General features: G+C 59.5%; 17 protein-coding genes. 6 read left to right on the top strand and 11 right to left on the bottom strand.

Annotation, left to right across the window (positions count from 1 at the left end; genetic code table 11):
• The first annotated feature begins 205 nt into the window (after positions 1 to 205).
• A complete protein-coding gene (locus HZS54_RS10480) occupies positions 206 to 2,128 on the top strand; it encodes an ABC transporter ATP-binding protein (RefSeq protein ID WP_179922488.1) in 1,923 nt (640 codons plus the stop codon).
• Between the two features lie 258 nt (positions 2,129 to 2,386).
• Here the strand turns inward: HZS54_RS10480 and HZS54_RS10475 are convergent, their stop codons facing one another.
• Entirely contained in the window at positions 2,387 to 3,931 is a 1,545-nt protein-coding gene (locus HZS54_RS10475; protein ID WP_179922487.1) for a carbohydrate-binding protein, read from the bottom strand.
• Positions 3,932 to 4,533: 602 nt separating this feature from the next.
• On the opposite strand from HZS54_RS10475, the gene HZS54_RS10470 reads away from it, so the two are divergent.
• Both HZS54_RS10470 and HZS54_RS10465 read left to right on the top strand, forming a co-directional pair.
• A complete protein-coding gene (locus HZS54_RS10470; RefSeq protein ID WP_179922486.1) occupies positions 4,534 to 5,670 on the top strand; it encodes a hypothetical protein in 1,137 nt (378 codons plus the stop codon).
• 178 nt (positions 5,671 to 5,848) lie between these two features.
• On the top strand, positions 5,849 to 6,853 hold the full coding sequence (locus HZS54_RS10465) for an aldo/keto reductase (protein WP_179922485.1): 1,005 nt from the start codon (positions 5,849 to 5,851) through the stop codon (positions 6,851 to 6,853).
• A 279-nt stretch (positions 6,854 to 7,132) separates the two neighbouring features.
• On the opposite strand, the gene HZS54_RS10460 is transcribed toward HZS54_RS10465, so the two are convergent.
• From HZS54_RS10460 to HZS54_RS10435, 6 genes are all read right to left on the bottom strand, one after another.
• Positions 7,133 to 8,179, bottom strand: coding sequence for a right-handed parallel beta-helix repeat-containing protein (locus tag HZS54_RS10460; protein ID WP_179922484.1), 1,047 nt, complete (start codon positions 8,177 to 8,179; stop codon positions 7,133 to 7,135).
• Between the two features lie 537 nt (positions 8,180 to 8,716).
• Positions 8,717 to 9,520, bottom strand: a complete 804-nt coding sequence (locus tag HZS54_RS10455; RefSeq protein WP_179922483.1) for a hypothetical protein — start codon at positions 9,518 to 9,520, stop codon at positions 8,717 to 8,719.
• 930 nt (positions 9,521 to 10,450) lie between these two features.
• A complete protein-coding gene (locus HZS54_RS10450) occupies positions 10,451 to 12,262 on the bottom strand; it encodes a BNR-4 repeat-containing protein (protein ID WP_179922482.1) in 1,812 nt (603 codons plus the stop codon).
• Positions 12,263 to 12,349: 87 nt separating this feature from the next.
• On the bottom strand, positions 12,350 to 13,375 hold the full coding sequence (locus HZS54_RS10445; protein ID WP_179922481.1) for a hydroxyacid dehydrogenase: 1,026 nt from the start codon (positions 13,373 to 13,375) through the stop codon (positions 12,350 to 12,352).
• 120 nt (positions 13,376 to 13,495) lie between these two features.
• The gene (locus HZS54_RS10440) at positions 13,496 to 13,759 is read right to left on the bottom strand and encodes a HalOD1 output domain-containing protein (protein ID WP_179922480.1); all 264 of its coding nucleotides are present in this window, start codon (positions 13,757 to 13,759) and stop codon (positions 13,496 to 13,498) included.
• Positions 13,760 to 14,335: 576 nt separating this feature from the next.
• Complete coding sequence (locus HZS54_RS10435; protein ID WP_179922479.1) at positions 14,336 to 15,259, bottom strand: dihydrodipicolinate synthase family protein; 924 nt, start codon at positions 15,257 to 15,259, stop codon at positions 14,336 to 14,338.
• 113 nt (positions 15,260 to 15,372) lie between these two features.
• Between HZS54_RS10435 and HZS54_RS10430 the strand changes: the two genes are divergently transcribed.
• The 3 genes from HZS54_RS10430 to HZS54_RS10420 all read left to right on the top strand — a co-directional run bounded on the left by HZS54_RS10430 (position 15,373) and on the right by HZS54_RS10420 (position 18,985).
• Positions 15,373 to 16,602 (top strand): enolase C-terminal domain-like protein, encoded by a 1,230-nt coding sequence (locus tag HZS54_RS10430; RefSeq protein WP_343063095.1) that lies wholly within the window; start codon positions 15,373 to 15,375, stop codon positions 16,600 to 16,602.
• A 173-nt stretch (positions 16,603 to 16,775) separates the two neighbouring features.
• Positions 16,776 to 17,846 (top strand): ABC transporter ATP-binding protein, encoded by a 1,071-nt coding sequence (locus HZS54_RS10425; RefSeq protein WP_179922477.1) that lies wholly within the window; start codon positions 16,776 to 16,778, stop codon positions 17,844 to 17,846.
• Positions 17,843 to 18,985, top strand: a complete 1,143-nt coding sequence (locus tag HZS54_RS10420) for an oligopeptide/dipeptide ABC transporter ATP-binding protein (RefSeq protein WP_179922476.1) — start codon at positions 17,843 to 17,845, stop codon at positions 18,983 to 18,985. The genes HZS54_RS10425 and HZS54_RS10420 overlap by 4 nt, the downstream gene beginning before the upstream one ends.
• A gap of 176 nt (positions 18,986 to 19,161) precedes the next feature.
• Here HZS54_RS10420 and HZS54_RS10415 read toward each other — a convergent pair whose 3' ends face one another.
• The 4 genes from HZS54_RS10415 to HZS54_RS10400 form a co-directional block, all read right to left on the bottom strand.
• Positions 19,162 to 20,409, bottom strand: coding sequence for an ABC transporter substrate-binding protein (locus tag HZS54_RS10415; protein WP_179922475.1), 1,248 nt, complete (start codon positions 20,407 to 20,409; stop codon positions 19,162 to 19,164).
• A 123-nt stretch (positions 20,410 to 20,532) separates the two neighbouring features.
• Complete coding sequence (locus HZS54_RS10410; RefSeq protein ID WP_179922474.1) at positions 20,533 to 21,051, bottom strand: DUF7519 family protein; 519 nt, start codon at positions 21,049 to 21,051, stop codon at positions 20,533 to 20,535.
• Positions 21,048 to 23,081, bottom strand: a complete 2,034-nt coding sequence (locus HZS54_RS10405; protein ID WP_179922473.1) for a DUF58 domain-containing protein — start codon at positions 23,079 to 23,081, stop codon at positions 21,048 to 21,050. Before HZS54_RS10405 ends, HZS54_RS10410 begins: the two co-directional genes overlap by 4 nt.
• Positions 23,081 to 24,061 (bottom strand): DUF4129 domain-containing protein, encoded by a 981-nt coding sequence (locus HZS54_RS10400; protein WP_179922472.1) that lies wholly within the window; start codon positions 24,059 to 24,061, stop codon positions 23,081 to 23,083. The genes HZS54_RS10405 and HZS54_RS10400 overlap by 1 nt, the downstream gene beginning before the upstream one ends.
• Positions 24,062 to 24,340 lie beyond the last annotated feature (279 nt).

Genomic DNA, 24,340 nt, shown 5'->3' with positions numbered 1-24,340 from the left:
TTTCGAGCTTATATACCTACCGAATCCCGTTACCCCTCGACTACATCAGACGAATTCTAATTGCTGAGTCTGGTGTTGATCCGAGCAAGCCAGGAGTGGCCAAGCCCAGGGACCAAAATTGGAATTTATTTATCTTTCGGTTCCGGTGAAGGGTTTCGTCAAATACGGATTTATCACTCCAGGGGGCAGAGGCTGGAAGAAGCAAATGTCTAGTTCAGAAACAGAGGGTGGTTTCGAGAACATACGGGACGAGGTTGACGGCCATCCCATGCTGAACCTGTGGGAATACGCCCGCCCCTACTGGAAGCGACTCAGCGCTGGTATCGTGGCGGCAGTCATTATGCGTGTAGCTCGGTTACTCCCAGTATTCATCATTGCCGCAGCCATCGACCGTGTTATCACTCAAACTGGAGAGCCGGGCATCCTCGCCGACCTCGGGCTTTTGACGAGTGAATCGATCGCTGGTGCCCCCGCGAGCGTCCGCCTTGACCTGTTGTACAGGCTCTGTTTCCTCGCCGCTGGCGCGTACGTCTTGCAAGCGCTGGCGCAGTTTGCCACCCGCTATCTGTTCAAGACGACCGCCCAGATGATCCAACACGATCTGCGCCAGGACACCTACGACCACATGCAACGACAATCGCTGGGATTCTTCAACAATCACCAGACGGGGGCGATGATGTCGGTAATCAACTCCGACATCAACCGTCTGGAGAACTTCTTCAACGGGGAGATCCGGATGATCGTTCGCGCGATCGTGATGTTCACGGCTGTCGGCGCTTATATGTTCTACCTTGCTCCTGGTCTGGCACCGATCGCCCTGGCTCCAATGCCGGTGCTTGCACTCGTCACCGCGAAGTTCATTGTCTGGATCGAACCCAAGTACAAACACATTCGAGAGATGGTTGCGCGACTCAACACCCGGCTCTCGAATAACCTCGGTGGCGCGCCCGTCATCAAGTCGTTCGACCGATACGATATCGAGTCCGATCGCGTTAGTGACCAGAGCGAAGTCTACCGCGATGAGAAGATCGAGGCGATCACTGTCCGTCGCATGTTTTTCTCTTCGCTACGGGTGATCATTGGCGTCACGTTCGTTCTCATTCTCCTGTTCGGTGGGCAGAGTGCTATCGCAGGTGGCCTCTCTGCGGGAGCGTTCGCAGTCTTCTTCATGCTCATGCGTCGACTCGACGGACCGATGACCCGGATCGGCAAGACCGCGAACAGGTACCAGAAGGCACAGTCCAGTGCTGAACGTGTCTTTGGGATTCTCGGGCACGACCCGACGATCACTTCGCCCGACGGCGCTTACGATCCTGATAGTATCGACGGCGATGTCACCTTCGACAGTGTCGAGTTCCGCTACGAAAGCTACGATGAGCTAATCCTCGACGGTGTCGACCTTGACGTTCCAGCAGGTGCGACTATCGGACTCGCAGGAACCAGCGGTTCCGGCAAGTCCACGCTCCTGAAACTAATTTCGCGCTTCTACGACGTGGATGAGGGGTCGGTCAGTGTCGACGGAGTCGACGTTCGCGAGTACGAACTCCAGACGCTGCGTGACGAAATCAGCGTTGTCGAGCAGAATCCATACATGTTCTCCGGAACGATATACGAGAACATCGCATACGGTGACCGCGAAATCTTCCGGGCCCTGTATGATTCCGAAGACGATACCGTTCCGGAGCGGGCCGACCAGAAGATCCGGGAGGCCGCCGAAGCAGCGGGGGCCAAGACGTTTATTCAGGACCTGCCCGACGGATTCAGAACGCAGGTCGGCGAACGTGGGGTAAAACTCTCCGGGGGCCAGCGCCAGCGTATCTCGATCGCTCGCGCGCTACTCAACGACCCTGCGATCATTGTCCTCGACGAGGCGACCTCCGATGTCGACACTGAGACCGAAGAGATCATTCAAAAGAACCTCGACCGCCTCGTTGAGGACCGGACTGCGTTCATCATCGCTCACCGCCTCTCGACGATCCAAGATGCCGACCGTATCGTCGTCATGGAAGACGGGAAAATCATCGAGACGGGATGCCATACGTCGTTGCTCACCACCGGTGGGACCTACGCTACGCTCTGGAACTCGCAGGCGGATATGAACAGTAAACCAGTGAGCGGAGATGATTGACCCATATCCTCGATACTGTAGACGCTCCTGGGAAGAGATCGTTGAGGACGAGAGTTGCTGGTGAACTACCCCACGCTACTCGCTCACGAATCCCTCTCAGGTTCTCGAACGCGATCGCGTCGCAGTCGTAATCGAAGGAGTCCGCGACGAACTCTTCGAAACTGTGTCTGGTATCCAGAGGGTCCACATTAAACCAACCGTCGCTGTCGAAAAAAGGGGTACGGACTGTGACTGTGATCGCGGGTCGATGTCGCCGACTTACGGCTGGGAGCCGGTGTCTGAGGTCACGTAGAGCCGGTCGAGTTCGGCGCCGTCCTCGCGATAGGCGACCTCGATGGTGTGACTGCCCGAAGACAGCGATTGCGTGCTGCCGTCGAAGACATCGTCCCAGTTCCAGCTGCCGTCGCCATACGTGTCGACGTCCCAGTGCCAGGTGGTGAACGAACCACCGTCGATGGAAACGTACATCGAGTCCGAACTGTTGTCCGGCGCCCTGATGCGCGCCCAGATGGAGTAGTCCGTCGATTCGTCGACGGAGAAGGTGTACTCCGCGCGACCGTTCGATGGGACGCTCCCGGTCGAGCTGCCGTTGTTTTCGGGGACATAGATGTACTCGCCGCCGGAGGCGTCCGAGTCGCTCCCAGTCGTGAACGGCGAGAAGCCCGACTGCCCATCGGCTGACTCGGCCTCGATGAGGGTTTCCCCTCCGCTACCGCCGCCACCGTCGTCATCGCCACCGTCGGCGCCCCATTCGCTACTCGTCGGGAGGTCGCTCGCGCAGCTCGAACCCGGCGTGTCGTCGGTGCTCCCGTTCCAGTCGTTTCCACAGAGGTGGTCTTGTTCGCTGGCCCCGGCGTTCGACTTTGGGAGCTTGATCGCGGCGCCGTCGTTGTTCCGCAGCGTGTTGTAGTACACCGAATTCATTGTCCCCGCGTCGGGAGCGTCCTCGTCGGAAGTCGACCACCCCAGGCGGACGGCAGCACCGTCGCCATCCTGGAGGTCGCAGTACCGGACGACTGTCTCCTGGCCCTGGATGTTCATCTCGCCGCCTTCGGGGTAAACCGCGTTCCTGTCGGTGCAGTACTCAACTAGTATGTTGCGTGTCCCCTCTTTCGTGTTGACAAGCTCGGAGTGGGCGTGCCCGGCGCTGTTGTCGATGTGGTGGACGTAGATGTTGCGCGTCTCGTCGACGTTCCCGTTGTGGGGCGATTCGTCAATCTGCGACGGCGACGTGCCGAGATAGACGACTTCGCCGTTCGACCCGTCCACGCTGCCAGGTCCGTAGTGTTCCCGGCCGGTCGCACCGATCACCTCGAAATCGCCGACTTCGGAGTCTCTGGTCATCGAGAGACGGATACACTCACCGAAGGTGTTACCAGCTCCGTGCGGTGAGATAACCAAGTCTTCTAGGTACGTCGAACTGTTGGGCTCGGCGTAGATCATCTTGTCCCGGTAGGAACTCAGAGCGCCCGGGTTGTCCGGGTCATGGAGCCCGTCCAAGGTCAGCCCGGTCACGTGAATGTGACTGTGCATGATCTCGAAGCTCCGGGCGTCGCCGCCACCCACGTACACCGCGTCCGCCGGGCCAGTGATCTCGATGGGGGCACCAGGATCGCCGCTCCGGACGGTCTCGAGGTTCTCCTCGTAGGTGCCGGGCTCGACGTATATGGTATCGCCCGCCTGCGCCTGGTCGATTGCGCTCTGGATCGAGTCCGATGGGCTAACGGTATAGTCGGCCGCAGCAGCTCGTTCAGTCGCGCTTACCGCACCGACCGAAGCCAGCGCTCCGACTGTGCCTGCCATGCCAATACCTCGTAGTACTGATCGTCGGTTCATGTCTACCACAAATGCATAACTGGTATACACTATAATAAATGTATGTATCTATAATCATTATTACAAAATTGGTATAGTATACCACATTATCTGCCTGTCATGTGTCGACTTCGGCCGCTGAACGCGATCGCGGGCACTGACCTCATTCACAGACAGTGACTTGTGATCAAGCGATATTCCAGAGGTGAGCCCATTGGTGGGGTTACCGTTGAAAGCCCGAGTGAATCGACGAAGCAGTTGATGTCTAGGTTCTCGCCGGTGTTTTCGTCGTATTCACTTTCGTAAATCACCGTTTGACCGGTAACCCCCTTGCCAACCGATCGATGACTACCTCGGCCTGGTGAGATGCGGGCCGAACTGTCCACCTGAAACTATTCGAATCATTCTCAATGTTATTTATAATTAGGAGGGTAGTTGTTCATTCGGGTCATATGTCTCATCACGATGGTTCGGGTGCAGGCCGACCTCTGGGACCAGGGGACTGGCACGGGGATGAACGACCGCCGTTCCTCTCGGCAGCGGAACAACCGCGGTACGCGCTAGCGAGTCCGGAGGGATTCGAGCACACCGTGGACGGACGGACGATAACGAGCGAGCCGACGGGCGACCAGCTCGCCTACCTGCTGGCCACGGATCGCCGCATCCTAGTCTTTCTCGGCGACCAGCCCTCGGAACCGGATGTCGATATCGTCTACGAAATCGTCGTGGAGTGTCGCCTTGACGGCCGACTCCTCTCGAAGACGCTGACCGTCGAGGCCGGCAACGAGTCGGTCAGCTTCAGCCCCTCGGACGGCGATCCCGGGGCGGTCGTCGAGTTCGTCGAACGGATGGCCTCGCACTGGCAGACGCTCTCGATGTATCTCTCGAACGCGCGAGACGCGGTCGAAAAGATCGAATCAGCCGCGACCGTCAGTAGCTACGACGTGACCTGTGCGCGAAAGCAGATCTCTGAGGCCCGTTCAGTCGTCGACGACGTCGAGGACGAGTCGACTGGCGCGATGACGCCGTACATCGAGACGGTTGAGGACGAATTCGAGGCGGCACGGACGGACTCCATGGGACAGACCATCAGGGACGGCCTCGATCGGGCCGAGGAGGCGCTCTCGGTGGCGACAGAGGCCCTGGAAGCGGACGAGTACCGGACCGCCTGTGAATCATACGTTGAGACGGTAGACACGCTCGAACAGGTCTCGGAGACGCTCGACGGCCTGGACGACCGGGAGACGTTGGCTGACCGGTTCGCGGTTTGTGAGGACCGCGCACGCACTCTCGGCGACGAGTTCCTCGCTGAGGCGGCCGCCGAATGCGACCGCGCACAGGCTGCCACGAACCCGGAGACTGCTACTGAGGCCTGGCAGTCGGCATTCGACCGGTACCGTGGGGCCGTGGCAGCGGGATGGAACGGACAGCGAGGCGTCACCGAGGCAGCCCTCGAGTTCCAATTGGTCTGGGTAACGGCCGCACTCATCGAGCAGCTCGACGCGCTAGCAGCGGCCGAAGAAGATCGTGGTGACGACACTGCGGACGATGATGCTGCCGAGGCCCACTACGATAAGGCGGTCGATGTCCTTGAACGGATGTGTGACCTCGCCGAGTTGCATCCGTCGTACTCGGCTGACGCCTTCGCCGGCAGGCTCGAACGCGTCAGAGACAAACAGCTCGAAGCGACCGGGTGGCAGTGGGGCAGCACGGGCTCCGAACAGTAGATCGAACTCGTTCGGACAGGCCAGGAGACCGAATCAGCGTGATTCAGTAGCCAGTCTTGCGGACTCGGACTCACCGCCACTGTCTACGACCTTGAGGACCCGCTCACGAGTGGCCGCTGCGCCGCCGCTGATTCGATAGGGCACAACAATTAATTCACCTCCCAGAGATGCTCCCAACATGGAGTACACTACATTCGGTAGCACCGGGATGGAAGTCAGCAAGATCTGCCTCGGTTGCATGAGCTTCAGCGAGGACGGCGAGGGCTGGCGCATCGACCGCGACCAGAGCCGCGAGATTGTCGAGCGAGCCATCGACCTCGGCGTCACGTTCTTCGACACCGCAAACACCTACCAGAACGGCGAGAGTGAGACGGTTCTCGGTGATGCGCTCTCGGAGTACGACCCCGATCAGTTCGTCGTCGCTACCAAGGGCCGGTGGGGCTCGGGTCAGGACCACGGTAACGCGACCGGCCTCTCGCGGAAGGCGCTCGACGAGCAGTTGCGGAACAGTCTAGACCGTCTCGGCCTCGACACCATCGACCTTTACCAGATCCACCGCTGGGATGACTCGACGCCAGTCGATGTGACTCTGCGCACGCTGGACGATGCTGTTTCCCGCGGAGACGTTCGATATATCGGCGCCTCGTCGATGTGGGCCCACCAGTTCATCGAGACCCACCGGGTCAGTGAGCGGCTGGGGTTCGAGCCGTTCCGGACGATGCAGCCGTTCTATAACCTCGTCTACCGCGAGCGCGAGCGCGAACTCCTGCCCTACTGCGAGAAGGAGAACGTCGGCGTCATGCCGTGGAGTCCCCTCGAACACGGCTATCTCACCCGGCCCGACGAGGAGTGGACCAGCACCGATCGCGGTGCTGGCCTCCAGGACAACCCTCACCCCATCCGCGAGGGGAATAACCCCGAAATAAACAGGCGTGTGGAGGAACTGGCCGAGGAGAAAGGCGTTACGATGGCCCAGGTTGCGCTGGCATGGCTCTTCCAGAACGACTGGGTCGACGCGCCCATCCTCGGCGTGACCAGCGTCGAGCATCTCGAACAGGCCGTCGCGGCGCTAGACATCGACCTCTCTGAGGACGACGTGGCCTATCTGGAGGAGCCGTACACGCCCGTCCGCGTGTCGGGCTGGGACGGCGCCCGCGAACGGATGGGCTACGAACAGGAGTGAAAGCGAAGGGGCGAACACTCACACCGTGACCCGTCCCGGGGCACTCGGCCTTCCGTCCGGGGAATCGGGCCCGAACGTGTACGTCCACACATCTTTCGAGTGAGTGAACTCAGCGTCAGACAGCAACAGACTGCATGAGCTCATCTGATGAAAGACCGCTGTGCCTCGAAGCACACGGTGGCCGACAGCTAGTGCCACGAGGCCCGCAGGGACTCCGGAGACACGCTATCCGGCTGGCCCCGGCAGTGCGGGAGCGAACTGACCGCCAGTCCGCGCGTTTCAGTTCCCGGCGGAACTGCCAGCAACGCCCCACGTCTCGCTAGTCGGGATATCGTCCGAACAGTTCGTGCTGGGCGACCCGTTCGTCCGACCGTTGGTCTCGTTCCCGCAGATCGTCGCTTGCGTCTCCGGTCCCGCGTTGTCCTTGGGAAGGTTGATCGCTTTCGCCATGTTGTTCATGATCTCGTTATAGTAGACGGAGTTGTTCGTTCCCGCGTCAGGGGCGTCCTCGTGAGCGGTCGACCAACCTAGACGCACGCCCGAACTCTTGTTTTTGTTCAGCTTGCAGAACCGGACCGTCGTCTTCGTCCCCTGGATGTTCATCGGCGCCCCGTACAGGTACTCCGCACCCCTGTCAGTGCAGTACTCGATGAGGATATCGTGCGTCCCCTCTTTCGTGTTGACAAGCTCGGAGTGGACGTGGCCGTCGCTGTTGTCGATATGGTGAACGTGGATGTTGTTCGACCGGTCAACGTTCCCGTTGTGCGGTTCCTCGTCGATCTGGGTCGGTGACGTGCCGATGTATACGACCTCTCCGTTGGACCCGTCCGCGTCGCCGGGGCCGTAGTGTTCCCGGCCGGTCGGTGCGATCAGTTCGAACTCGCCGATCTCCGAGTCCTCCGTCATCGCGATCCGGATAGCTTCGCCGTACGTGTTGCCCACGCCGTGTGGTTTGATGACCAGCCCCGTCAGGTACTCCGGGCTAGTCGGCTGGGCGTAGATCATCTTGTCCCGGTAGGACCGCCAGTCGTCCGGGTTATCCTTGTCGTGGAACCCGTCGAACGTCATCCCCCGGATATGGATGTGACTGTGGTTAATCTCGAAGCTTCGAGAATTACCGCCGCCCGAGAATACCGCGTCGGGCGGACCAGTGATCGTGATCGGGTTACCTGCCCGGCCGTCCCGGACAGTTGTGAGATTTTCAAGATACGTTCCGGAGCGTACGTGGACCGTATCGCCTGCGATTGCTCTGTCGAGGCCCTCCTGGATCGTCGCTAACGGGTTGTTCTCGACACCAGTGGCTGAGTCCGACCCGTCGGGGTCCACATAGTAGGTCCGAGGACTCTCCGGCGTGGGCTCGGGTGTCGGTGAATCCGTCGGCGTTGCGGTCGGTGAATCGGTCGGTGAATCGGTCGGTGAATCGGTCGGTGTCTCGGTCGGCGTCGACTCGTCGGGTGTGGGAGACGGGTCGTCAGCCGGCGCGTCAGTGTTATTTCCGCTCGATCCCGGACAACCGGCCAGCGCGGACATTCCAGCTGCAATGCTAGCTAACACCTCTCGCTTTCTCATATACCCCGAAACAGGCGAGGTGGTTAATAAATATTGTTGTTTTTCACACCGCAAGCGCCGTGATTTGTCGTTGTACCTCAGGAGCAGAGACAGCGCTGGGCGGGAACTTCCTCCGGGTAGATCGCGGTGACTCGCGATCGGTTCACAGTCAGTGAACTCCTCGAAGCCGCTGTCATACTCAACGAGACTCCTAGCGATAACAGGTCGACTGCACCTGAGCCATTCCTTCGACGGCACTCCCGGACACACCCAGCTGGAGACCTTGTTCGCCCGTGGGGGGCGTGTCTCGTCGTGTTACTCGCCCGAAGCAGTACCAGTGCCGGTGCTGGTGCCAGTGCTGGTGCCGGTGCTGGTACTACTGTCACCGCCACCGCTGACTTCGACGTTCTCCTCGCCGCCGGTACCCTCGGGCTCGTAGTCCATGGCGTCAGTGATCAGCAGTTTATCGAGATTCGCCTGAGGTTCACGCCAGGCGATAGTGAAGGTGTGGGTGCCAGCTTCGGCTTCGAACTCGTTGTCGAGGGCGTTGTCCCATGCCCACCCCATCCCGAAGCTCGAAACGAATGAGTCCAGGTCGTAGTGCCACTGCTGCCACTCCCGGTCGTCGATCCGAATCCACAGTGAGTCGTTGCTCCCACTCAGGGCAGAGATACGGCCCATGATCTTGTGCTCGCCGCTGTTCTCGAGTTCGACCTCGAAGGAGACGCGCCCCTCTTCGGGCGGGGAATCAGTACGGCTGTCCATGCCCTCCGGCGTGGTGAGGTACTCTCCGTTCGATGCGGTGGAGTTCTCCACGACCGTGAACGGCTCCGCGTTGTTCTGACCGGCTAGCGACTCCGCTTCGACCCAGAGCATCTGACCAGTGATCGGGGTCGATGTCGGTGTGGATGTCGGCGTCGGCGTGGACGTGGGCGTCGGCGAGTCCGTCGGCGTGGACGTGGGCGTCGGCGAGTCCGTCGGTGTGGATGTTGGTGTGGACTCGTCGGGTGTGGGCGTCGAGTCGTCTGCTGGAGTTGCCGTGTCGCTGCCGCCTGAAGGACAGCCCGCCAGCGCCGTCATACCTGCTGCAATGCTAGCTAACAGTTCTCGCTTCCTCATGAGTAATGTGGCACTAAGGGATAGTATATAAGTTTATTGGAAATAAGTCAACAATAGTGTCCAGTTAGTAGTCTCCTGGCCGCAGAACAGGAGGCCGGGACCACGAAACAGCGGTTTCCGATCGCGTATGGCCCGGATATCTCAATACGTACGCTCATCGGTATGCGATTGTTGGTGGCGTCATAGCGCGGTTTCGAGGGTCGTTTTGAGTGCTTCCTCTCCGGGCTTACGGCAGACGCGTTGGTGAAGCTGAACCGCTCTGAAGTAGGGTTACGTGTTCGCACCACACCTGCCCGCTGTGACTTCTAGCTACTGCTGCGAACGGACTAACAATCCTCTATCCAAGAGCAGAGTAAATTCACATCTCAAACTACAGGATAAGACCGATGATGTCATTTCTGCCTTTCACGTCGAAAAGAAGGCCAATACGGACCCGTTTAATACTGCTGTTGGTAGTCGTAGGTGCGTGCTTCATCACTTTCACGCTATATTCACTCCATAGCTCACTATTCGGCCCGTATCCGATGTGGGGAACGTGTGTTCCGTGCCCGCTACAATACAAATTATTCATTCTCTCGCCACTTATCCTCGGCACTGTCCTCCTGGCGCTAGCGGGAATCATCTATCTTCGAGGATAATTTCCACCCTCATCTCATGTTTCCGAAACCCCTGCTTTACGCGAGCGAACGTTATTCGGTGAACACCATTGTAGGGCCGTTGGTGACAGCATAGACAATAGAACATCCTACCTGCCAGCATCAGATTCAACGGACTATCGGCCAACAGTGGAGCCATCAACGTGAAGCAGGGAAATCGAGTTTAACAGCGTCCGTCAGAATCGAACAGACACGAATTCCTCAATTGAAAGAATGCATCGGCCGAACGATCATCAACCCGCGATGGATGGGGGCTACCGAGCGTCGGTTCCCGTTACTCCGGCGAGACGGTCGTGGTGGGGTCGCGTTCGAGCTTCCACTGGTCGCCATCGGCGTCCCAGCGCCAGAGGCCCTCGGGGTTGTCGTTCGCGTCAACATCGTTCTGGACGATTTCGCCGTCCTGGACGCCGACGTAGCCGCCCTCGGCGACATCTTTCTTGGGGTAGACGAGCCCGTTGTTCCCGAGGCGAGCCGTGCCGTCACTGTGTGCCTCGATGACGTTCTCAGCCTCATTACGCACTGACAGCGACACGCTGTCGGTCCAGTCTTCATGTCCGAGCAGGTGCAGCGCGCGTTCGGGGGCGTCGACACCGAGGCCGAACATGCTGCTGTAGCCCGCGCCGGCAAACTCTAGAAGCTGGATCCAGCCGTCGTCGCCGGTGCCGTGGTTGAACTGGGTCGGGTCCTCGGAGAAACGGTGGCGCTGGGCGACCGTCTTAGGCTGGTCATTGATATACTGCAGCGCCGGGCTGATGTCAATGTCGCCGACGGCCCACACGCGGGCCATCGGGCGCTGGCGCGAGTCGTCCATCGGGATGTATTCTGCACCGAGCGCCGCGAACTCGTCGGGGCCGTTACGGACAACGGCGATGTTCTCGGCGCCTTCGCGGACGACGGAGACGCCCTCGTGGTAGTAGCGCTCGACCAGGCGGCGGGTGTCCCACTTGCCGTCGTCGTCCTTGACGAAGACGTCGTAGTTCCCGACGCTGTGGCGCCGACCGTTCTCGAGGTGCAAGACACCGTCGTCGTCGGTGATCAGGTGTGCCTCAACGTAGCCGTCGTCGGAGATCCGCGCGTCGCACTTCTTCCACTTGTAGTTGTGCGTCGCGTCTGGGATCTCTTCGAGGTCCCAGCCGTCGTTCCACGTGGCGAGGAAGTACTGGCCGTCGCCGCGATCGGGATGTTCGGCACCGAAGACGACGTGGGTCTGGTCCTCGCCGAGGGCGTGTTTAACCGGGGTGACGTACTCGCCATCATACACCCTGACGTGGCCCTCGTCGCGCTGACTCCACGCGACCGTGTCGCCGTAGCTGTTGCCGGCGAGGTCGTACATCTTGCCCGTCTCCGGGTCGTAGTAGGCGTGGTAGGCGTCGGAGTGGTAGTCGTCGTGGTTGTCGCCGTTGGCGACGAACCACGAGATGTGGAACTTCCCGTTGCGCTCGTCGAAGTCCGTGATGTACGCGTCCGAGTCGTCTTCGGGGTGTTCGGTCACGTCCAGCACCGGACCGATGTCCTCCCAGGTGTCACCGGCGTCGGTCGAGCGGACGATGGTCGCGAACTCGTGGACAGGGTAGGTGTCACCGTGAGAGCTGGTGCCGTCGGCGTAGCCGCCGGTCCGGTAGAGGACGTAGACATCGTTGTCGTAGACCAGCGGGATCGGGTACGTACCCTCTGGGATGTCGGTCATCTGCCCCCTGCGGTCCCAGGAACTGATATCGTAGGGATTCTCGCTGCGGGCGTAGTAGTGGTAGCTGTTGTGTGAGCTGTAGAAGACGTGGATGATCCCGTCATCGTCGATCGCCATCGCCGGAGTGGCGTGGCGGTCGTCCGCCATGTGATCTTCGTCGATCCGATAGTGGGGCGACCGCTCGCCGGCCTCGTGGTCGTAAGTCAACGCGTATTGCTGTCCGAGATCTCCTCGAAGGACAACGAAGGTCGTATCCTCATCTTCGACGTACTCGGCCTGTTTGCCGTGATTCCCGGTGACCGCGTGGCGTGCGCCACGGTTGGAGAACAGCACGGAATCACCGACCGCAGTGCCCGCTGTACTATCGCTGTTGGGACGACCGTCTCTGTCCGAAGGCATGTCTTCCCCTGTTCACTGCCGTTGCTTATATCTTCGGGAACCGGTTGCAGCTTCCTTCTGGCGGCTTCTTGTTTTATCAGCTCCCCCTCACGATTCGTCGGCGTGGATCCACGGCTTCGTCATCAGTTCGAACTGTTCATGAGGGATCTTGTGCTGAAGCGCGGTGTCGCGGCTGAACCGCTCGATCTCATCAATCATCGCAGCTGTAAACGGCTGTCTGATCGCTGACCCTGCCATGTGGGGCGTCAGGACCACGTTGTCCATGTCGCGAAGTTCACTGTCTGCATCAAGCGTCTTGTGCTCGTACACGTCCAGAACTGCCGAGATACGGTCCGTCCGGAGTTCGTCGATCAACGCCTCCGTGTCGACTATCGCCCCTCGCGCCGCGTTGATGAACAGACACCCGTCCGACAACTGCCCCAGTCGCTGCTCATCCATCAGGTGGATCGTCTCTTCGGTTTTCGAGGCGTGGATCGACACGACATTCGAGCGACTTAGCGTCTCGTCGAGATCGGCCAGTTCAGCGAACGTCCAATCCGAAAGTCGATCTTCGGTGATGTAGGGGTCGTAGACGAGGACGTCGACATCGAAGCTCCGGAGGTGCTCCAGAAAGTGTTCGCCGATGGACCCCAGACCCACGAACCCAACCGTTTTGTCGAACAGCGTGTCGACGCGTTCGTTGTCTCGATTCCACTTTCCAGCCTTCATATCTGCGTCGAAGCGCGGGAAATCTCGAAGTCTTGTTAGCGTTGCAGCGAGGAGGTACTCGCCGACGAACTTCGCCATCACGTCGTTCGCGCTGCAGACCGCGATGTCGCTGTCGTAGACGTAGTCGCTCACGACTGACGCGACGCTTCCACCGATGTGCGTCACCAACTCCAGCTGGAGGTCGTCGATCGACTCGAGGATCTCGCGGTCGATACGAGGCGACCCCCACCCTGTCACACAGACATCGACCCCTTCGAGGCGGGCCGCGAGCTCGTTCGGTTCGAAGTTCGATTCAGTTTCGTTCCAGTCTACGGATCCGAACCCCTCCAGTTGATTCATCTGTTCATCGGAGAAGAACGTCTGAATTCCACGGGTTCGGTCAGGTAGTGTGACGAGGATATCCATTGATTCCATCTGTGGCGTTCGTAAACGTCCTATTAAGTCCTGTGGCTAGCAGCATATTGTTCAAACACGTCGACCACCCCCACGGAACTGTTCTTCGTCTCTTTCGAGTCGCGTCTATCGTTACGACCGGACTGCATTCAGTTGAGATCTCCAACCGCCGACGCGGACGGTTCCATCTGCAGTGACTATCAACTGTTTTCCTGCGTACTCGAACGTCACCCGTAGCGGTGTCATGGCCGGATCGACTGAGTTGACAAGGGACTCGAGTGCCTCCGGATCGATCACGTCGTACAGCTGCGGAAGGGCGAGTTCCTCTTGGTCAGTTTCAGTAGCGACCTCCTCGACAACTTGATTCGATGAAAAACCTAGCTGGTTCTCATTCATCTCGTCGAAGGGTTGATCCGGATCGGTATAAAACGATATTCGATATCTCACTTCCAGACTGACAGAGCTTACCGATCGAATCATGATCTGATCGCCCAAACACGACCGTCTTAACGGCCAGTTGAGATCGAGGTAGCGACGAGCAAGACAAACCGGTAGATCAGTTGGCTAAGAACGACCGCCAGTTCGGGCCGTCTATCCGTTCTCACCTACATCTCACCGGTGAAGTCCACCTAATACGTCCGCGACTGGTTTGGCATTGGATCGGCGATCGCCGTCGAATTCGGATCTACCGTAGACATCGGCGATCAGTCGAAAGGGGGCCCGTCAGTGGGCGGTCGAGTATCAGTGGTATCAACGGCGCCGGAACAACCAGCCAGAGATGACTCCCCTGATACGGTATTTGCCAACACCTTTTGACCCCGAACATTCGATAATTCATCAACTAATATTGATCTCTGCAGAGATCAACGAAGAGAACTCATAAGGTCTGAAATTCAGTGAACAGATGGATAGTGGAGCAGCGCTACTGGTGTCGCTATGGGCCGGACGCGACGGGGTGGCCTCCGTGTACCACTACAGCGTCGTGTCCTGAACCTGCTGGTAGTACTCTTCAACGCGCTGTCGGTCTTCTTCAGACAGTTCAACCAGCGGCTTCCTGACCGGACCGCCGTAGAGCCCGGCGAGTTCCATCCCGTATTTCACGGCGGGCACGTTGTTCGCGTTGGCGAGCGAGTTGTTAGGTCCAGTCTCCTCGCGCAGGTCCTCGAGCGGCCGAAGGGCGTCGCGGATCTCTCGTACGCGCTCCCAGTTTTCGGCCTCGACCGCCTCCTGAAGGGCGAGCACTGCTTCGGGGATGAAGTTCCCGATGCCAGTCGTGTTCCCTTCAGCACCCTCAAGACAGAACGACGGGGTGTACCGTTCGGCGATACCATTTAGCCAGACGAGATCTCCTGGAGACTCGGAAACCGTCTGCGAGAAATCGTTGATGTCGTTCACCGCGTACTTCACACCGACAATGTTCTCAACGGTGGAGAGCTCCGAGATCACGCGACGCGGGATCGTCTCTCCGCGCTTGTAGATGACGAGACCCAGGTCGGTACTATCTGCGAGTTCGCGGAAGTATTCGATCAGTCCCTGCTCGTGGATGTATGTATGGCGAGGGTACATGACCATCGCCGCGTCGACACCGAGGTCCTCGTACTCCGAGATGAGGTACTTTGCTGTCTTCGTACTCCCGCCGGCACCCGCGACGATAGTGGCATCATCACCGGTCGCTTCGACGTGCGTACCCACGATATCTATTCGCTCGCTGGTCGAGAGGGAATAGTATTCTCCGGTGTTCCCGCAGGGAATAAAAATGCTCCCGCCTGCATCCTCGATCCTGTGGAGATTGTCGGAGAGCTCGTCGTGTAGCACGTCTTTTCCGTCTTCACTGAAAGGAGTGGCAGTCGTGAATGCAACTCCCTGAAGCCGCTGTTTGATATCTCTGTAATCCATCTTGTGGACTTTTCATACAGTAGTATATAAATTTTATGAATGGATGTATATAAGTTGATTTACTGTCTAATCGAGGCCATAAATATAATACTCAGGGAATAGATGGGACCACTATGCGAATTACCGATATGGAGGTCATCCCTGTCGCACATCGAGAGCCACCATTGCGGAACTCTTGGGGGGCGCATTCAGAGCTTGCCGCCCGGACGATTGTCCGGTTGGTGACTGAAGACGGGACGGTTGGCGTGGGCGAGACATACGGTGACGACCAGGTTATCGACGGACTCGAACGGGCCAAAGAAATGGTCGTTGGGATGAATCCGTACGAGCGACGGCCGCTTGCCTTCCGATTGCAGGATAACATGGTCTACGGGGCCATCGAGACAGCACTACTGGATATAGTCGGGAAAGCGACTGGGCAGCCAGTTCACTCACTTCTCGGTGGAAAAGTCCGGGACGAAGTCGAGTTCTCCGCCTATCTGTTTTACAAGTACGCGGACTCAGACCCAGAGACCGCGGCGATAGCTCCCCAGGAAGTGCTCTCTCCCGAGGCGCTCGTCGAAGAAGCTAGGGAGTTCGTCGACCGACACGGATTCGAGGTGCTGAAGCTGAAGGGGGGCGTCCTCGAACCTGACCGCGAACTGCGCACCCTAAAGCTACTGAGTGATGAATTCGGCCGGGAAACGCCGCTTCGAATTGACCCAAATGGCGCTTGGAGCGTCGAGACATCGATAGAAATCGCACGACGACTCCGAGAAATGGAGGCGACGGTGCAGTTCCTCGAGGACCCCGTTCCGTCGATGAACGCTCACGCCCGTCTCAAGCGACAGGTCGACTACCCCGTGGCGACCAATATGTTCGTGACCGAATTCGACGAGATTGCGCCGGCAGTCGACACTGACGCGGTGGACGTGATCCTGAGTGACCACCACTACTGGGGCGGCTTGACTGGCAACCTCCGACTCGACCACGTCGCTCGCACGTTCGATCTGGGCGTTGGTATGCACTCGAACTCACATCTAGGTGTGAGTATGGCCGCGATGGCGCAGTCCGCAGCAGCGATGCCGACCGTCCGGTACGCCTGTGACACCCACTACCCCTGGATGGCCGACGATGTCATCCAAGACGCGCCGATCGAGTTCGAAGACGGCGCGATCGAGGTTTCCGACGAGCCCGGACTCGGTGTTGACCTCGACATGGACAGTGTTGACCGCCTCCACGAACGGTATTCGGAATCGGAGACCCTCGGCTACTCAACTGTCGATTCCATGGCTGCCGAGTACGCGGACGGGATGGCCGATGTCGGCCGCAGCGACTGGCTCCCGAACAAACCTCGGTGGTAAGACGTTCGGGCGATCGGGACTATTCTCAGTACAACGGGAATTGCTCACCATCGATTGGGCTAGCTGAGGAAACGGGGACTGATTTCGAGAGCAATATGCGCGTATTACTTACACTAACTTTATAAACCGTTACATCGAACGAATGCTACGTCAGACCATACGGAGGGTCATGAATGTCAATAAGAAGTGATAACTCGCCGCGCTCCGACCGACCCGAGGAAGATGCTATCATCGAGGTCCGGGACGCAAGCGTGGAGTTCGACATGGATCGTGGTCGATCTCGAGTCATGAACGATGTCTCGTTAAACATCCAGCGAGAGGAGATCCTCGGGGTGGTTGGCGAGAGCGGCTGTGGGAAGTCGATGTTCGCGTCCGCCATGTTAGATGCCATCGTCGAGCCTGGCCTCTTAACGGGACAGGTGATCTACCGCCCTGAAAACGGTGAGGCGGTCGATCTGGTCGACCTCCCGGACGACGAACTAGACGAGCTCCGATGGGAGGAGATCTCGATGTGTTTCCAGGGTGCGATGAATTCGTTCAACCCCACGATGAAGATCGGCGCCCACTTCGCGGAGACAGCCAGGGCGCACAACAGAGACGTCGACGAACGGATGGAGCACGCCCGCGACCTGCTCAAGGAGCTGTACTTGGACCCGGAGCGGATCCTCGACTCCTACGCCCACGAGCTTTCCGGTGGGATGACCCAGCGGGCGCTCATCGCTCTTTCACTGCTCCTCGAACCCGAAGTGCTCGTGATGGACGAGCCGACAGCGGCGCTCGATCTGCTGATGCAGCGGTCGATCATCAGTCTTCTCTCGAAAATAAAGGAGGAACACGACCTGACTGTCATTTTCATCACCCACGACCTCCCGCTGGTCACGGGATTCGTCGACAGGCTGGCAGTCATGTACGCCTTCGAGATCGTCGAAGTCGGACCTTCGTCGCAAGTCGTCAAAGAAGCGTCCCACCCCTACACCCGGGCACTCCTCCGATCGGTCCCGAGCCTAGACGCTCCGCTCGAGGAGATGCACCCCATCGAAGGCGAGAGTCCCGACCCAGTGAATATCCCGACAGGGTGTTCGTATCACACTCGCTGTCCGATCGCTGACGAACGCTGTGAGATCGAGGAGCCCGAGCTTATCGAGACCAACGCGGACCAAGAAGCCGCGTGTTTCTACTGGGAACAAGCACAAGACGAGGTCACGTACACGCTTCACTCCGGCATCATGGGTGACGACGAATGAGCGAAAGCACTACTGAGTCCCGAAATGACGAATCGGATCGTGCAGCCGAAGGGGAGGAAGAGCCGCTCCTCTCGCTCAAGAATATCGAGGTCCACTTCAAGCAAGGAGGGCTTCTCCAGCGAGTCCTCGGCGAAGAGGCGGTCAGAGCTGTCGACGATGTCTCGCTCGACATTTACGAGAACGACGTGATCGCGCTCGTCGGCGAGAGCGGCTGTGGGAAGACTACACTCGGGAAGACGGCGATCGGTCTCCAACGTCCGACTGGCGGAACCGTCGAGTTCCGAGGCGAGGACTTCTGGGAAGTCCCGGAGGAGGAACGCTCTGAACTCCGGCGGGCACTACAGATCATCCACCAGGACCCCGCAGGTGCATTGAATCCCAACCGCACCGTCAGATCCACGCTCGCAGAGCCGCTAAAACGATGGAATCCGGATATGGGGCCCGGTGAGCGAGAGTCACAGATCAACGAACTCCTCGAGCGCGTCGGCATGACTCCCGCTCACGATTACGCGACCCGGTACCCCCACCAACTGAGTGGCGGCGAGCAACAGCGCGTTGCGCTTGGACGGGCCCTGCTGATGGAACCGGACATCATCCTGGCTGACGAGGCTGTCAGTGCGCTCGACGTCTCTCTGCGTATCGAGATGATGGATCTCCTGCTGGAACTGCAGGACTTCGTCGACACCTCCTACGTGTTCATCTCGCACGACCTAGCGAACGCGCGGTACCTTGCCGAGAAGTCCGACGGCCGCATCGGTGTCATGTATCTGGGTAACCTGGTTGAGATCGGTTCCGTCGATCAGATTCTGAAAAACCCTCAGCACCCCTATACCAAGGTGATGCTCTGGTCGACGCCGGTACTGAATCCCGATATCGCGGAAAAGACGGCGAACCAGGCCCCTCCGGTCCGACAGATCGACGTCCCTGACCCGGCAGACCCGCCGAGCGGGTGCCCGTTCCAGACACGGTGTCCCGAAGCTCGGGAGGTCTGTGCCCAACAGGACCCCGACCGAACTGAAACCGAAGACGGACACGAGGTGGCGTGTTTCCGCCAGGAACCCGACCACGACTACTGGCAGAGTCCCCCACTGGAAGAACCGCAACCCGGCGAGGCAGTAGAGGGCACCACTCAAAACTGAACCGGCTGTTCTCGATCATCTTCTCGACAGGCCAGTCTCACCATCTCACTGCTAGCTGGAACCGACGCGATGGTTCGGAGACATCGGTGTGGTCAGTGAATCGACAGAACCTCCAATCTTGGAGAGACACAACAAAGAAACGCTCTATGCGGCGGCCGTAGCCCCAATGGGCGACATCAGTACTGCGGTGCGTAGTAGAGCTCTTCCCACGTCGTCGGATTAGCTGTCTGCTTGACGGGAACGAGACGGTCGAGAACCGACGTGTCCGAAACGGGGAGAACGTCTCCGCCGTCACCGTCGATTTCTTTCAGTTGTTCCCCCACTTCGGGATTCGCGCTCGGCGGTGCATTCTGTAGATTGACCGCAGGGACTACGTTCTCGGGATTCAGGAACTCGTTGACGACCTGCCAGGCGAGTTCCTTATTCTCGGACGATGCTGGGACGACCATCGTGTCGATTGTGGTTGGCGCACCCTCTTTGGGGACTGCCCAGCTCATCCAGTCGTTGATATGCCCCCAGATGTTTTCACCCTCCGGTCGGAGCCACGCGTCGGTCATCTCCGCCCGAGTGACCTGATGGATCAGGAAGTCGTCGCCGAGATACGAGAGATTGTTGTTTGCGTAGTGAGAGACGAGACCTGACTTGTCCGTGAGGAGCGACGAGATCTCTTCTTTCTGGGAGTCGCTTATCGTCGCCTCTGCCCCTTCGAAGACGCTGTCTAAGCCGAGGTTGAGCGCGGCCGCGGTAACGACGGGGTACGGTGTATCCTCGAAGACAATTTGCTCGGTGAGGTCCACATCACCCACAGTGTCCGAGAACAGTGTCGACCAGCTCGACTCGTGCTCCGGGATCTTTCGGGAGTCGTACGCGTACCCGAGCCAGTCGAAGGCGATCGGGACGCCGTAGAACGCGTCGCCGTCGCCGAACTGACTCTCGGTGATCTCCTGGAGTCGCCCGAACGTGTTGGAGTAGTTCGGTACCGCTCCCTCGTTCACCGGAGCCAGTAGATCGTTCTCGATCAACCCCGGACCCTGGTAGTTGTGCGCCATGACGACGTCGTACTGCTTTTTCCCGGTATCGGTGGACGGGGCCCCAGCGTCGGTGGACGGAGTTCCAGTAGATTCGGACAGGAGGCCTGGGACAACGTCCGGAGTCGTCACCCGTTCGATGTTGATCTCGGCGTCAAACTTCGAGTTGATCGACTCTGTTACCTGCTGGCCGTCCCACCCGGGGCTCTGAACGATGACATCAATGGTACCCGTCGATCCACCGCCACCGCCGCCGTTACCGTTGCCACCGCCACCACACCCGGCGAAACCGGTGATACCGGCCACGCCCGCGGCGGCGAGGAATTGACGCCGAGTCGGTGTCTCCGCGCCGCTCCCGCTGGTCGCATCAGTGGTCGAGTAGTCTCTGCGTGTCATGGATTATCAAGTCCTAATTACCACAGGTGGTTCATATATTATAATGGTTGCCGTTCGATAGGGTACGGTACTGGCCACTAGTGCCGATAGAGAGTCACATCGAAAAGACGCTCACTTAGCGCGTTACGAGCGGATCGTCCACAGGAGGACGACCGCACCGACCAGCAGCAACACAAGTGCCGCAGCCGGATAGCCGCTGGAGCTCACCTGATAGGCGAGGTATCCGAAGCCACCAGCGAGTACTCCGACCAGAGCGCTCGCTGACGCGTGTACGACTTCGGTCCGCCTGGTACGCGTTTGACTACCGATCTGTTCCCCGAGGCTGATCGCATTCTCACCGACATCCCACGCGACAATGGTCCCGATGAGGCTCAGCAGTAGCAACTCCCCGGCAGTACCGTAACTGCCGCTTATCAGCACGCCGGCGAAGATGCCCGCCACGCCGATCGATAACCAGCGCCGCGTCTCGGTGACAAACAGGCCGTACCCGACCATCGCCAGGCCGCCGAACGAGAACGGCATCGCCATGAAGGAGAACGGCGCGCTCGTCGCGACAGCGACGAACGCCGCGATGATCGAAACTCCTCTGCTAACGCTGGTCGGAGACCGGTCGAGTTCGACTATTTTTCGCTTGGTACTCATGCCGTCCACCTCTTCTGTGCTCGTTCCATTTCGAGATGCAGTTGCGTATCCGGTTTCCAGTCAATTACTCTGATACCGCGTTCACGGAGCCGTGCGACGCGCATCGACCGCTCGACGCGGACGAGGCGCTGGCCCACCGTCTTGTTCGCCGTCGGGTCCGGACTGATGATTGTCACCAGATGACCCGACGAGTTCAGCCGCAGGGCGACCTCAGCAGCATAGTCATCACTGAGCGGCGTGAACAGGAGAATCTGCGCGCTCGACGGGAGCTGTCGGCGAACGTGCGTCATTGGGTCGACGTAACGGCTCTCGTGGTCGGTGTACTCCGGTGGGACCGACGACAGCGCGGGATGGTTCGCGAACAGCAAGCGTGCTCGTTCCAGATGATCACTGCCGGCACTCGGCGAAAGCCAGCACGGAACTGTGTCGAACGCGGCGACACCGACGAGGTTACCCGCGTCGTACAGCGTCGGGAACAGGTCAGTGGCCGCGTTGATCGCCTGATCGACAGCATGGGGTTCGGTTGGGCCTGACGAGACGAACGCGGACTGTCGGGAATCGAATAGGAGGACGACCGATGCCGCCTTCTCTTCGCGGAAGTTGATGGTCGTCAGCTCGCCGGTGCGGGCGTGGCGCTTCCAGTCGACGCGCTTCATCGGGTCGCCCTGCCGGTACTCTCGGACCGAGAAGAATTCCAGACCAGAGCCGCCCTGGTCAGTCGAGACGTTCCCGGAGTAGGTCGATGTCTGGGAGCGTAGCGATATCGAGGTCACCGACTGGAGCGTCGGCGTGCAGACGAGTTCCGCGTCCGCGTCCAGCGTTGCCTCGCGCTCGTACGTGCCGCTTACGTCGCGGGCGAGAGCGAGCACCGGCCAAGAGTGTTCTCCCCGCTCAGCGACGAGTCGGTACTTGAAACTGACCGAGTCGCCCGACTGGAGTGCGGTCGCGACTCGCGGTGACCCCTCGACGATGCGCATGGTCCCCGGTACCTCGTCGATGATCCGCACGTCCGGAAGCACGCTCCCACCCTGATTCTCGACAGTTACGATCACTTCGACCTCCTCACCCGGGTCGGGGTTCGCGACATCGAAGTGGCGCTCGACCGTCAGACCTGCTGCCGACGGCGGCGAAGCGACTCGGACGTAGATCGTGTACCCAATACCGACGACGCTCGCCAACAGGAGCCCCGGCTGGAAAGTGAACGCGCCGACAGCGAACGTGAGGAATGCGAACGCGCTCACGCCGCGCATTCGATTCGTCTCCAGGAGATTCCAGTGAGTGACGGATTTCGAAACGAGCTCTCCGTCCTGAATCCGGTCGTAAAGTTCGTGGGTCAGTCGCGAGCTCGACCGGTCGCCCCCGCTGCTGTCGTCACTGTCCCCGCTTAGGCGATGCTTGAGAGTCTCGACGAACGAGTCCGGTTCCGCCTCTTTCTCCTTTTCGTCAGTACCTTCGGTATCAGTGTCGAGGTTCGCCAGTCTGACGATCTCATCGACCGTGTTCCGAACCCACTGTTGATACGGTGAGTCACCCGTACTCCCGAACAGTCGCTCGCTCAGAGACTGTGTAGGGAGCGCCCGATTCTCCCCGAAGAAGGACGCCGCCTGCACGTTGTCCGTCCACTCTCCTTCCTCGAGCTTCCGCATCGCCTCGGCACGCGAGCAGTCGTCGCGATGCATGATGACCGCCAGCGCCACGTTCCCGAGGCGGTCCCGGATCTGCTCGCGTGCTTCCAGCGTCCCCTGCCTGTACTGGGTCATCTGGCGGAGCACCTCGTCGATGTCGTCGCCGGGCGTCGGCGTCATAAGCGGGTACTCAGGATCGGGCGTGTCAGCCTGGACAGGCCGGATATTCCGCCGATTCCGAACCTCCCAGGCGCCGAATGCGAACGCTAGCACTGCGACCATACCGACGGCGTACAGACCAATCTCGAACGCCGTCGACGGGGACGTGATGAAGTACAGTCCCGCACCAACTACCACGATACCGAGGACGGCTAGCAGCCGCCGCATCGCTGTGTTAAGATCCATCAGTTATCACCATCCGTGGGTTCGTCGTCATCGTCTCCATCGTCCTCATGCTCCTCGCTGTACTGCTCTTCGACGTTCCGGAAGATATCGACCGCGAACTGTTCGCGCTCCTCCGTCACGTCGAGCCCCCCGTATCGGACCTGCTCGAACAGACGAGTCAGGTCCGTTATGTCGTCTCGTTCCATTCCGGCGTCGATGGCTGCACGGGCGAACTCACCCGGAGTACTCGAGTCGGGGTTCGAGACGTTGAGGAGGTTCGTCATCTCACGCCAGGCGCGGTACACTTCGTTGTCGATGTCGACGTTGCCCTCCTCAATGCGGTCAGCCGCGCGGCCCGCCGCCGCGGCGACGTCGGACGGGTCGATGTCGGGCATCGCCTCTGCCTGGTCCTCCTCGGACGGCGGCTCGATCGTCTCGCTCCCTCGCGCCGTGAGCACGACCGCGACTGCTCCGATCACGACGAGACCGAAGACGATCCCGATCATCCACGGAGGGATCGACGATGGAGACGCGAGGCCACCCCCACCGTTCTGGAGCGGGTTACCTCCACCGGCTCCCCCACCGCCGCCCCGGCTGGACCCGCTGAAACAGTCGGACGTCATCGCGAAATACAGGAACAACACGGGCGGCGCGCCGGCCCACGCCGACAGGATGGTCGCGGAGAGATTTATTCGACGGTAGATGATGTAAAGGATGAGAGCAGCACCACCCGCCAGCGCGAGTTTCCCGACTGTCTTTTGCAGGAAGGGGACACACATCTGGAGGTCGAGCCTGCTCTGATCGATCTCCGTTCCGGGGTCACCCTGGCCCTGGTTAGTGGAACCGGACCCCTGGCTGACCATGTCCTCGTTCGTCGAGAATACTGCTTGGCCACCACCAGTTCCGACCACTGATGTAAGTGTGCTCGCAGCAATACCAACAGCGAGAACACACATGAGCCCCACCACGAGGTGGGTTGTCCTCTCACGAGTGAAGTTCATAGAGTGATGGGTGTCACTATGGGTCAATAACCTTTTGGATCTTTACAAGCAGTTGGAGTGACATTTCCGACATCCGAATCTGCCGTTTTACGGCCGTTCACCCCGTATTTAGTTCCGTTCTCTTCCGTCAGTTGGGGTCAACTGTCGATGTCTCGGAAGAAACGCCAGTCGGGAGTCAACTTCCGAGCCAGTTCATTCGAAGGAGGGCGCGACCGTCATGGTCGTCTCCGATCCACGTCTGGGTGAAACGCTGTCAGTCACGTCCGAGAGCAAAAACGG

This window comes from Halosimplex pelagicum (genome assembly GCF_013415905.1).
GTDB lineage: Archaea > Halobacteriota > Halobacteria > Halobacteriales > Haloarculaceae > Halosimplex > Halosimplex pelagicum.
This window is presented reverse-complemented; position numbering and strand designations above follow the sequence as displayed.

Bases quoted from the DNA above. Each gene is read 5' to 3' on its own strand.
- HZS54_RS10480 (WP_179922488.1), top strand. From the start codon at position 206: ATGTCTAGTTCAGAAACAGAGGGTGGTTTCGAGAACATACGGGACGAG.
- HZS54_RS10475 (WP_179922487.1), bottom strand. From the start codon at position 3,931: ATGGCAGGCACAGTCGGAGCGCTGGCTTCGGTCGGTGCGGTAAGCGCG.
- HZS54_RS10465 (WP_179922485.1), top strand. From the start codon at position 5,849: ATGGAGTACACTACATTCGGTAGCACCGGGATGGAAGTCAGCAAGATC.
- HZS54_RS10455 (WP_179922483.1), bottom strand. From the start codon at position 9,520: ATGAGGAAGCGAGAACTGTTAGCTAGCATTGCAGCAGGTATGACGGCG.
- HZS54_RS10450 (WP_179922482.1), bottom strand. From the start codon at position 12,262: ATGCCTTCGGACAGAGACGGTCGTCCCAACAGCGATAGTACAGCGGGC.
- HZS54_RS10445 (WP_179922481.1), bottom strand. From the start codon at position 13,375: ATGGATATCCTCGTCACACTACCTGACCGAACCCGTGGAATTCAGACG.
- HZS54_RS10440 (WP_179922480.1), bottom strand. From the start codon at position 13,759: ATGAATGAGAACCAGCTAGGTTTTTCATCGAATCAAGTTGTCGAGGAG.
- HZS54_RS10435 (WP_179922479.1), bottom strand. From the start codon at position 15,259: ATGGATTACAGAGATATCAAACAGCGGCTTCAGGGAGTTGCATTCACG.
- HZS54_RS10430 (WP_343063095.1), top strand. From the start codon at position 15,373: ATGCGAATTACCGATATGGAGGTCATCCCTGTCGCACATCGAGAGCCA.
- HZS54_RS10425 (WP_179922477.1), top strand. From the start codon at position 16,776: ATGTCAATAAGAAGTGATAACTCGCCGCGCTCCGACCGACCCGAGGAA.
- HZS54_RS10420 (WP_179922476.1), top strand. From the start codon at position 17,843: ATGAGCGAAAGCACTACTGAGTCCCGAAATGACGAATCGGATCGTGCA.
- HZS54_RS10415 (WP_179922475.1), bottom strand. From the start codon at position 20,409: ATGACACGCAGAGACTACTCGACCACTGATGCGACCAGCGGGAGCGGC.
- HZS54_RS10410 (WP_179922474.1), bottom strand. From the start codon at position 21,051: ATGAGTACCAAGCGAAAAATAGTCGAACTCGACCGGTCTCCGACCAGC.
- HZS54_RS10405 (WP_179922473.1), bottom strand. From the start codon at position 23,081: ATGGATCTTAACACAGCGATGCGGCGGCTGCTAGCCGTCCTCGGTATC.
- HZS54_RS10400 (WP_179922472.1), bottom strand. From the start codon at position 24,061: ATGAACTTCACTCGTGAGAGGACAACCCACCTCGTGGTGGGGCTCATG.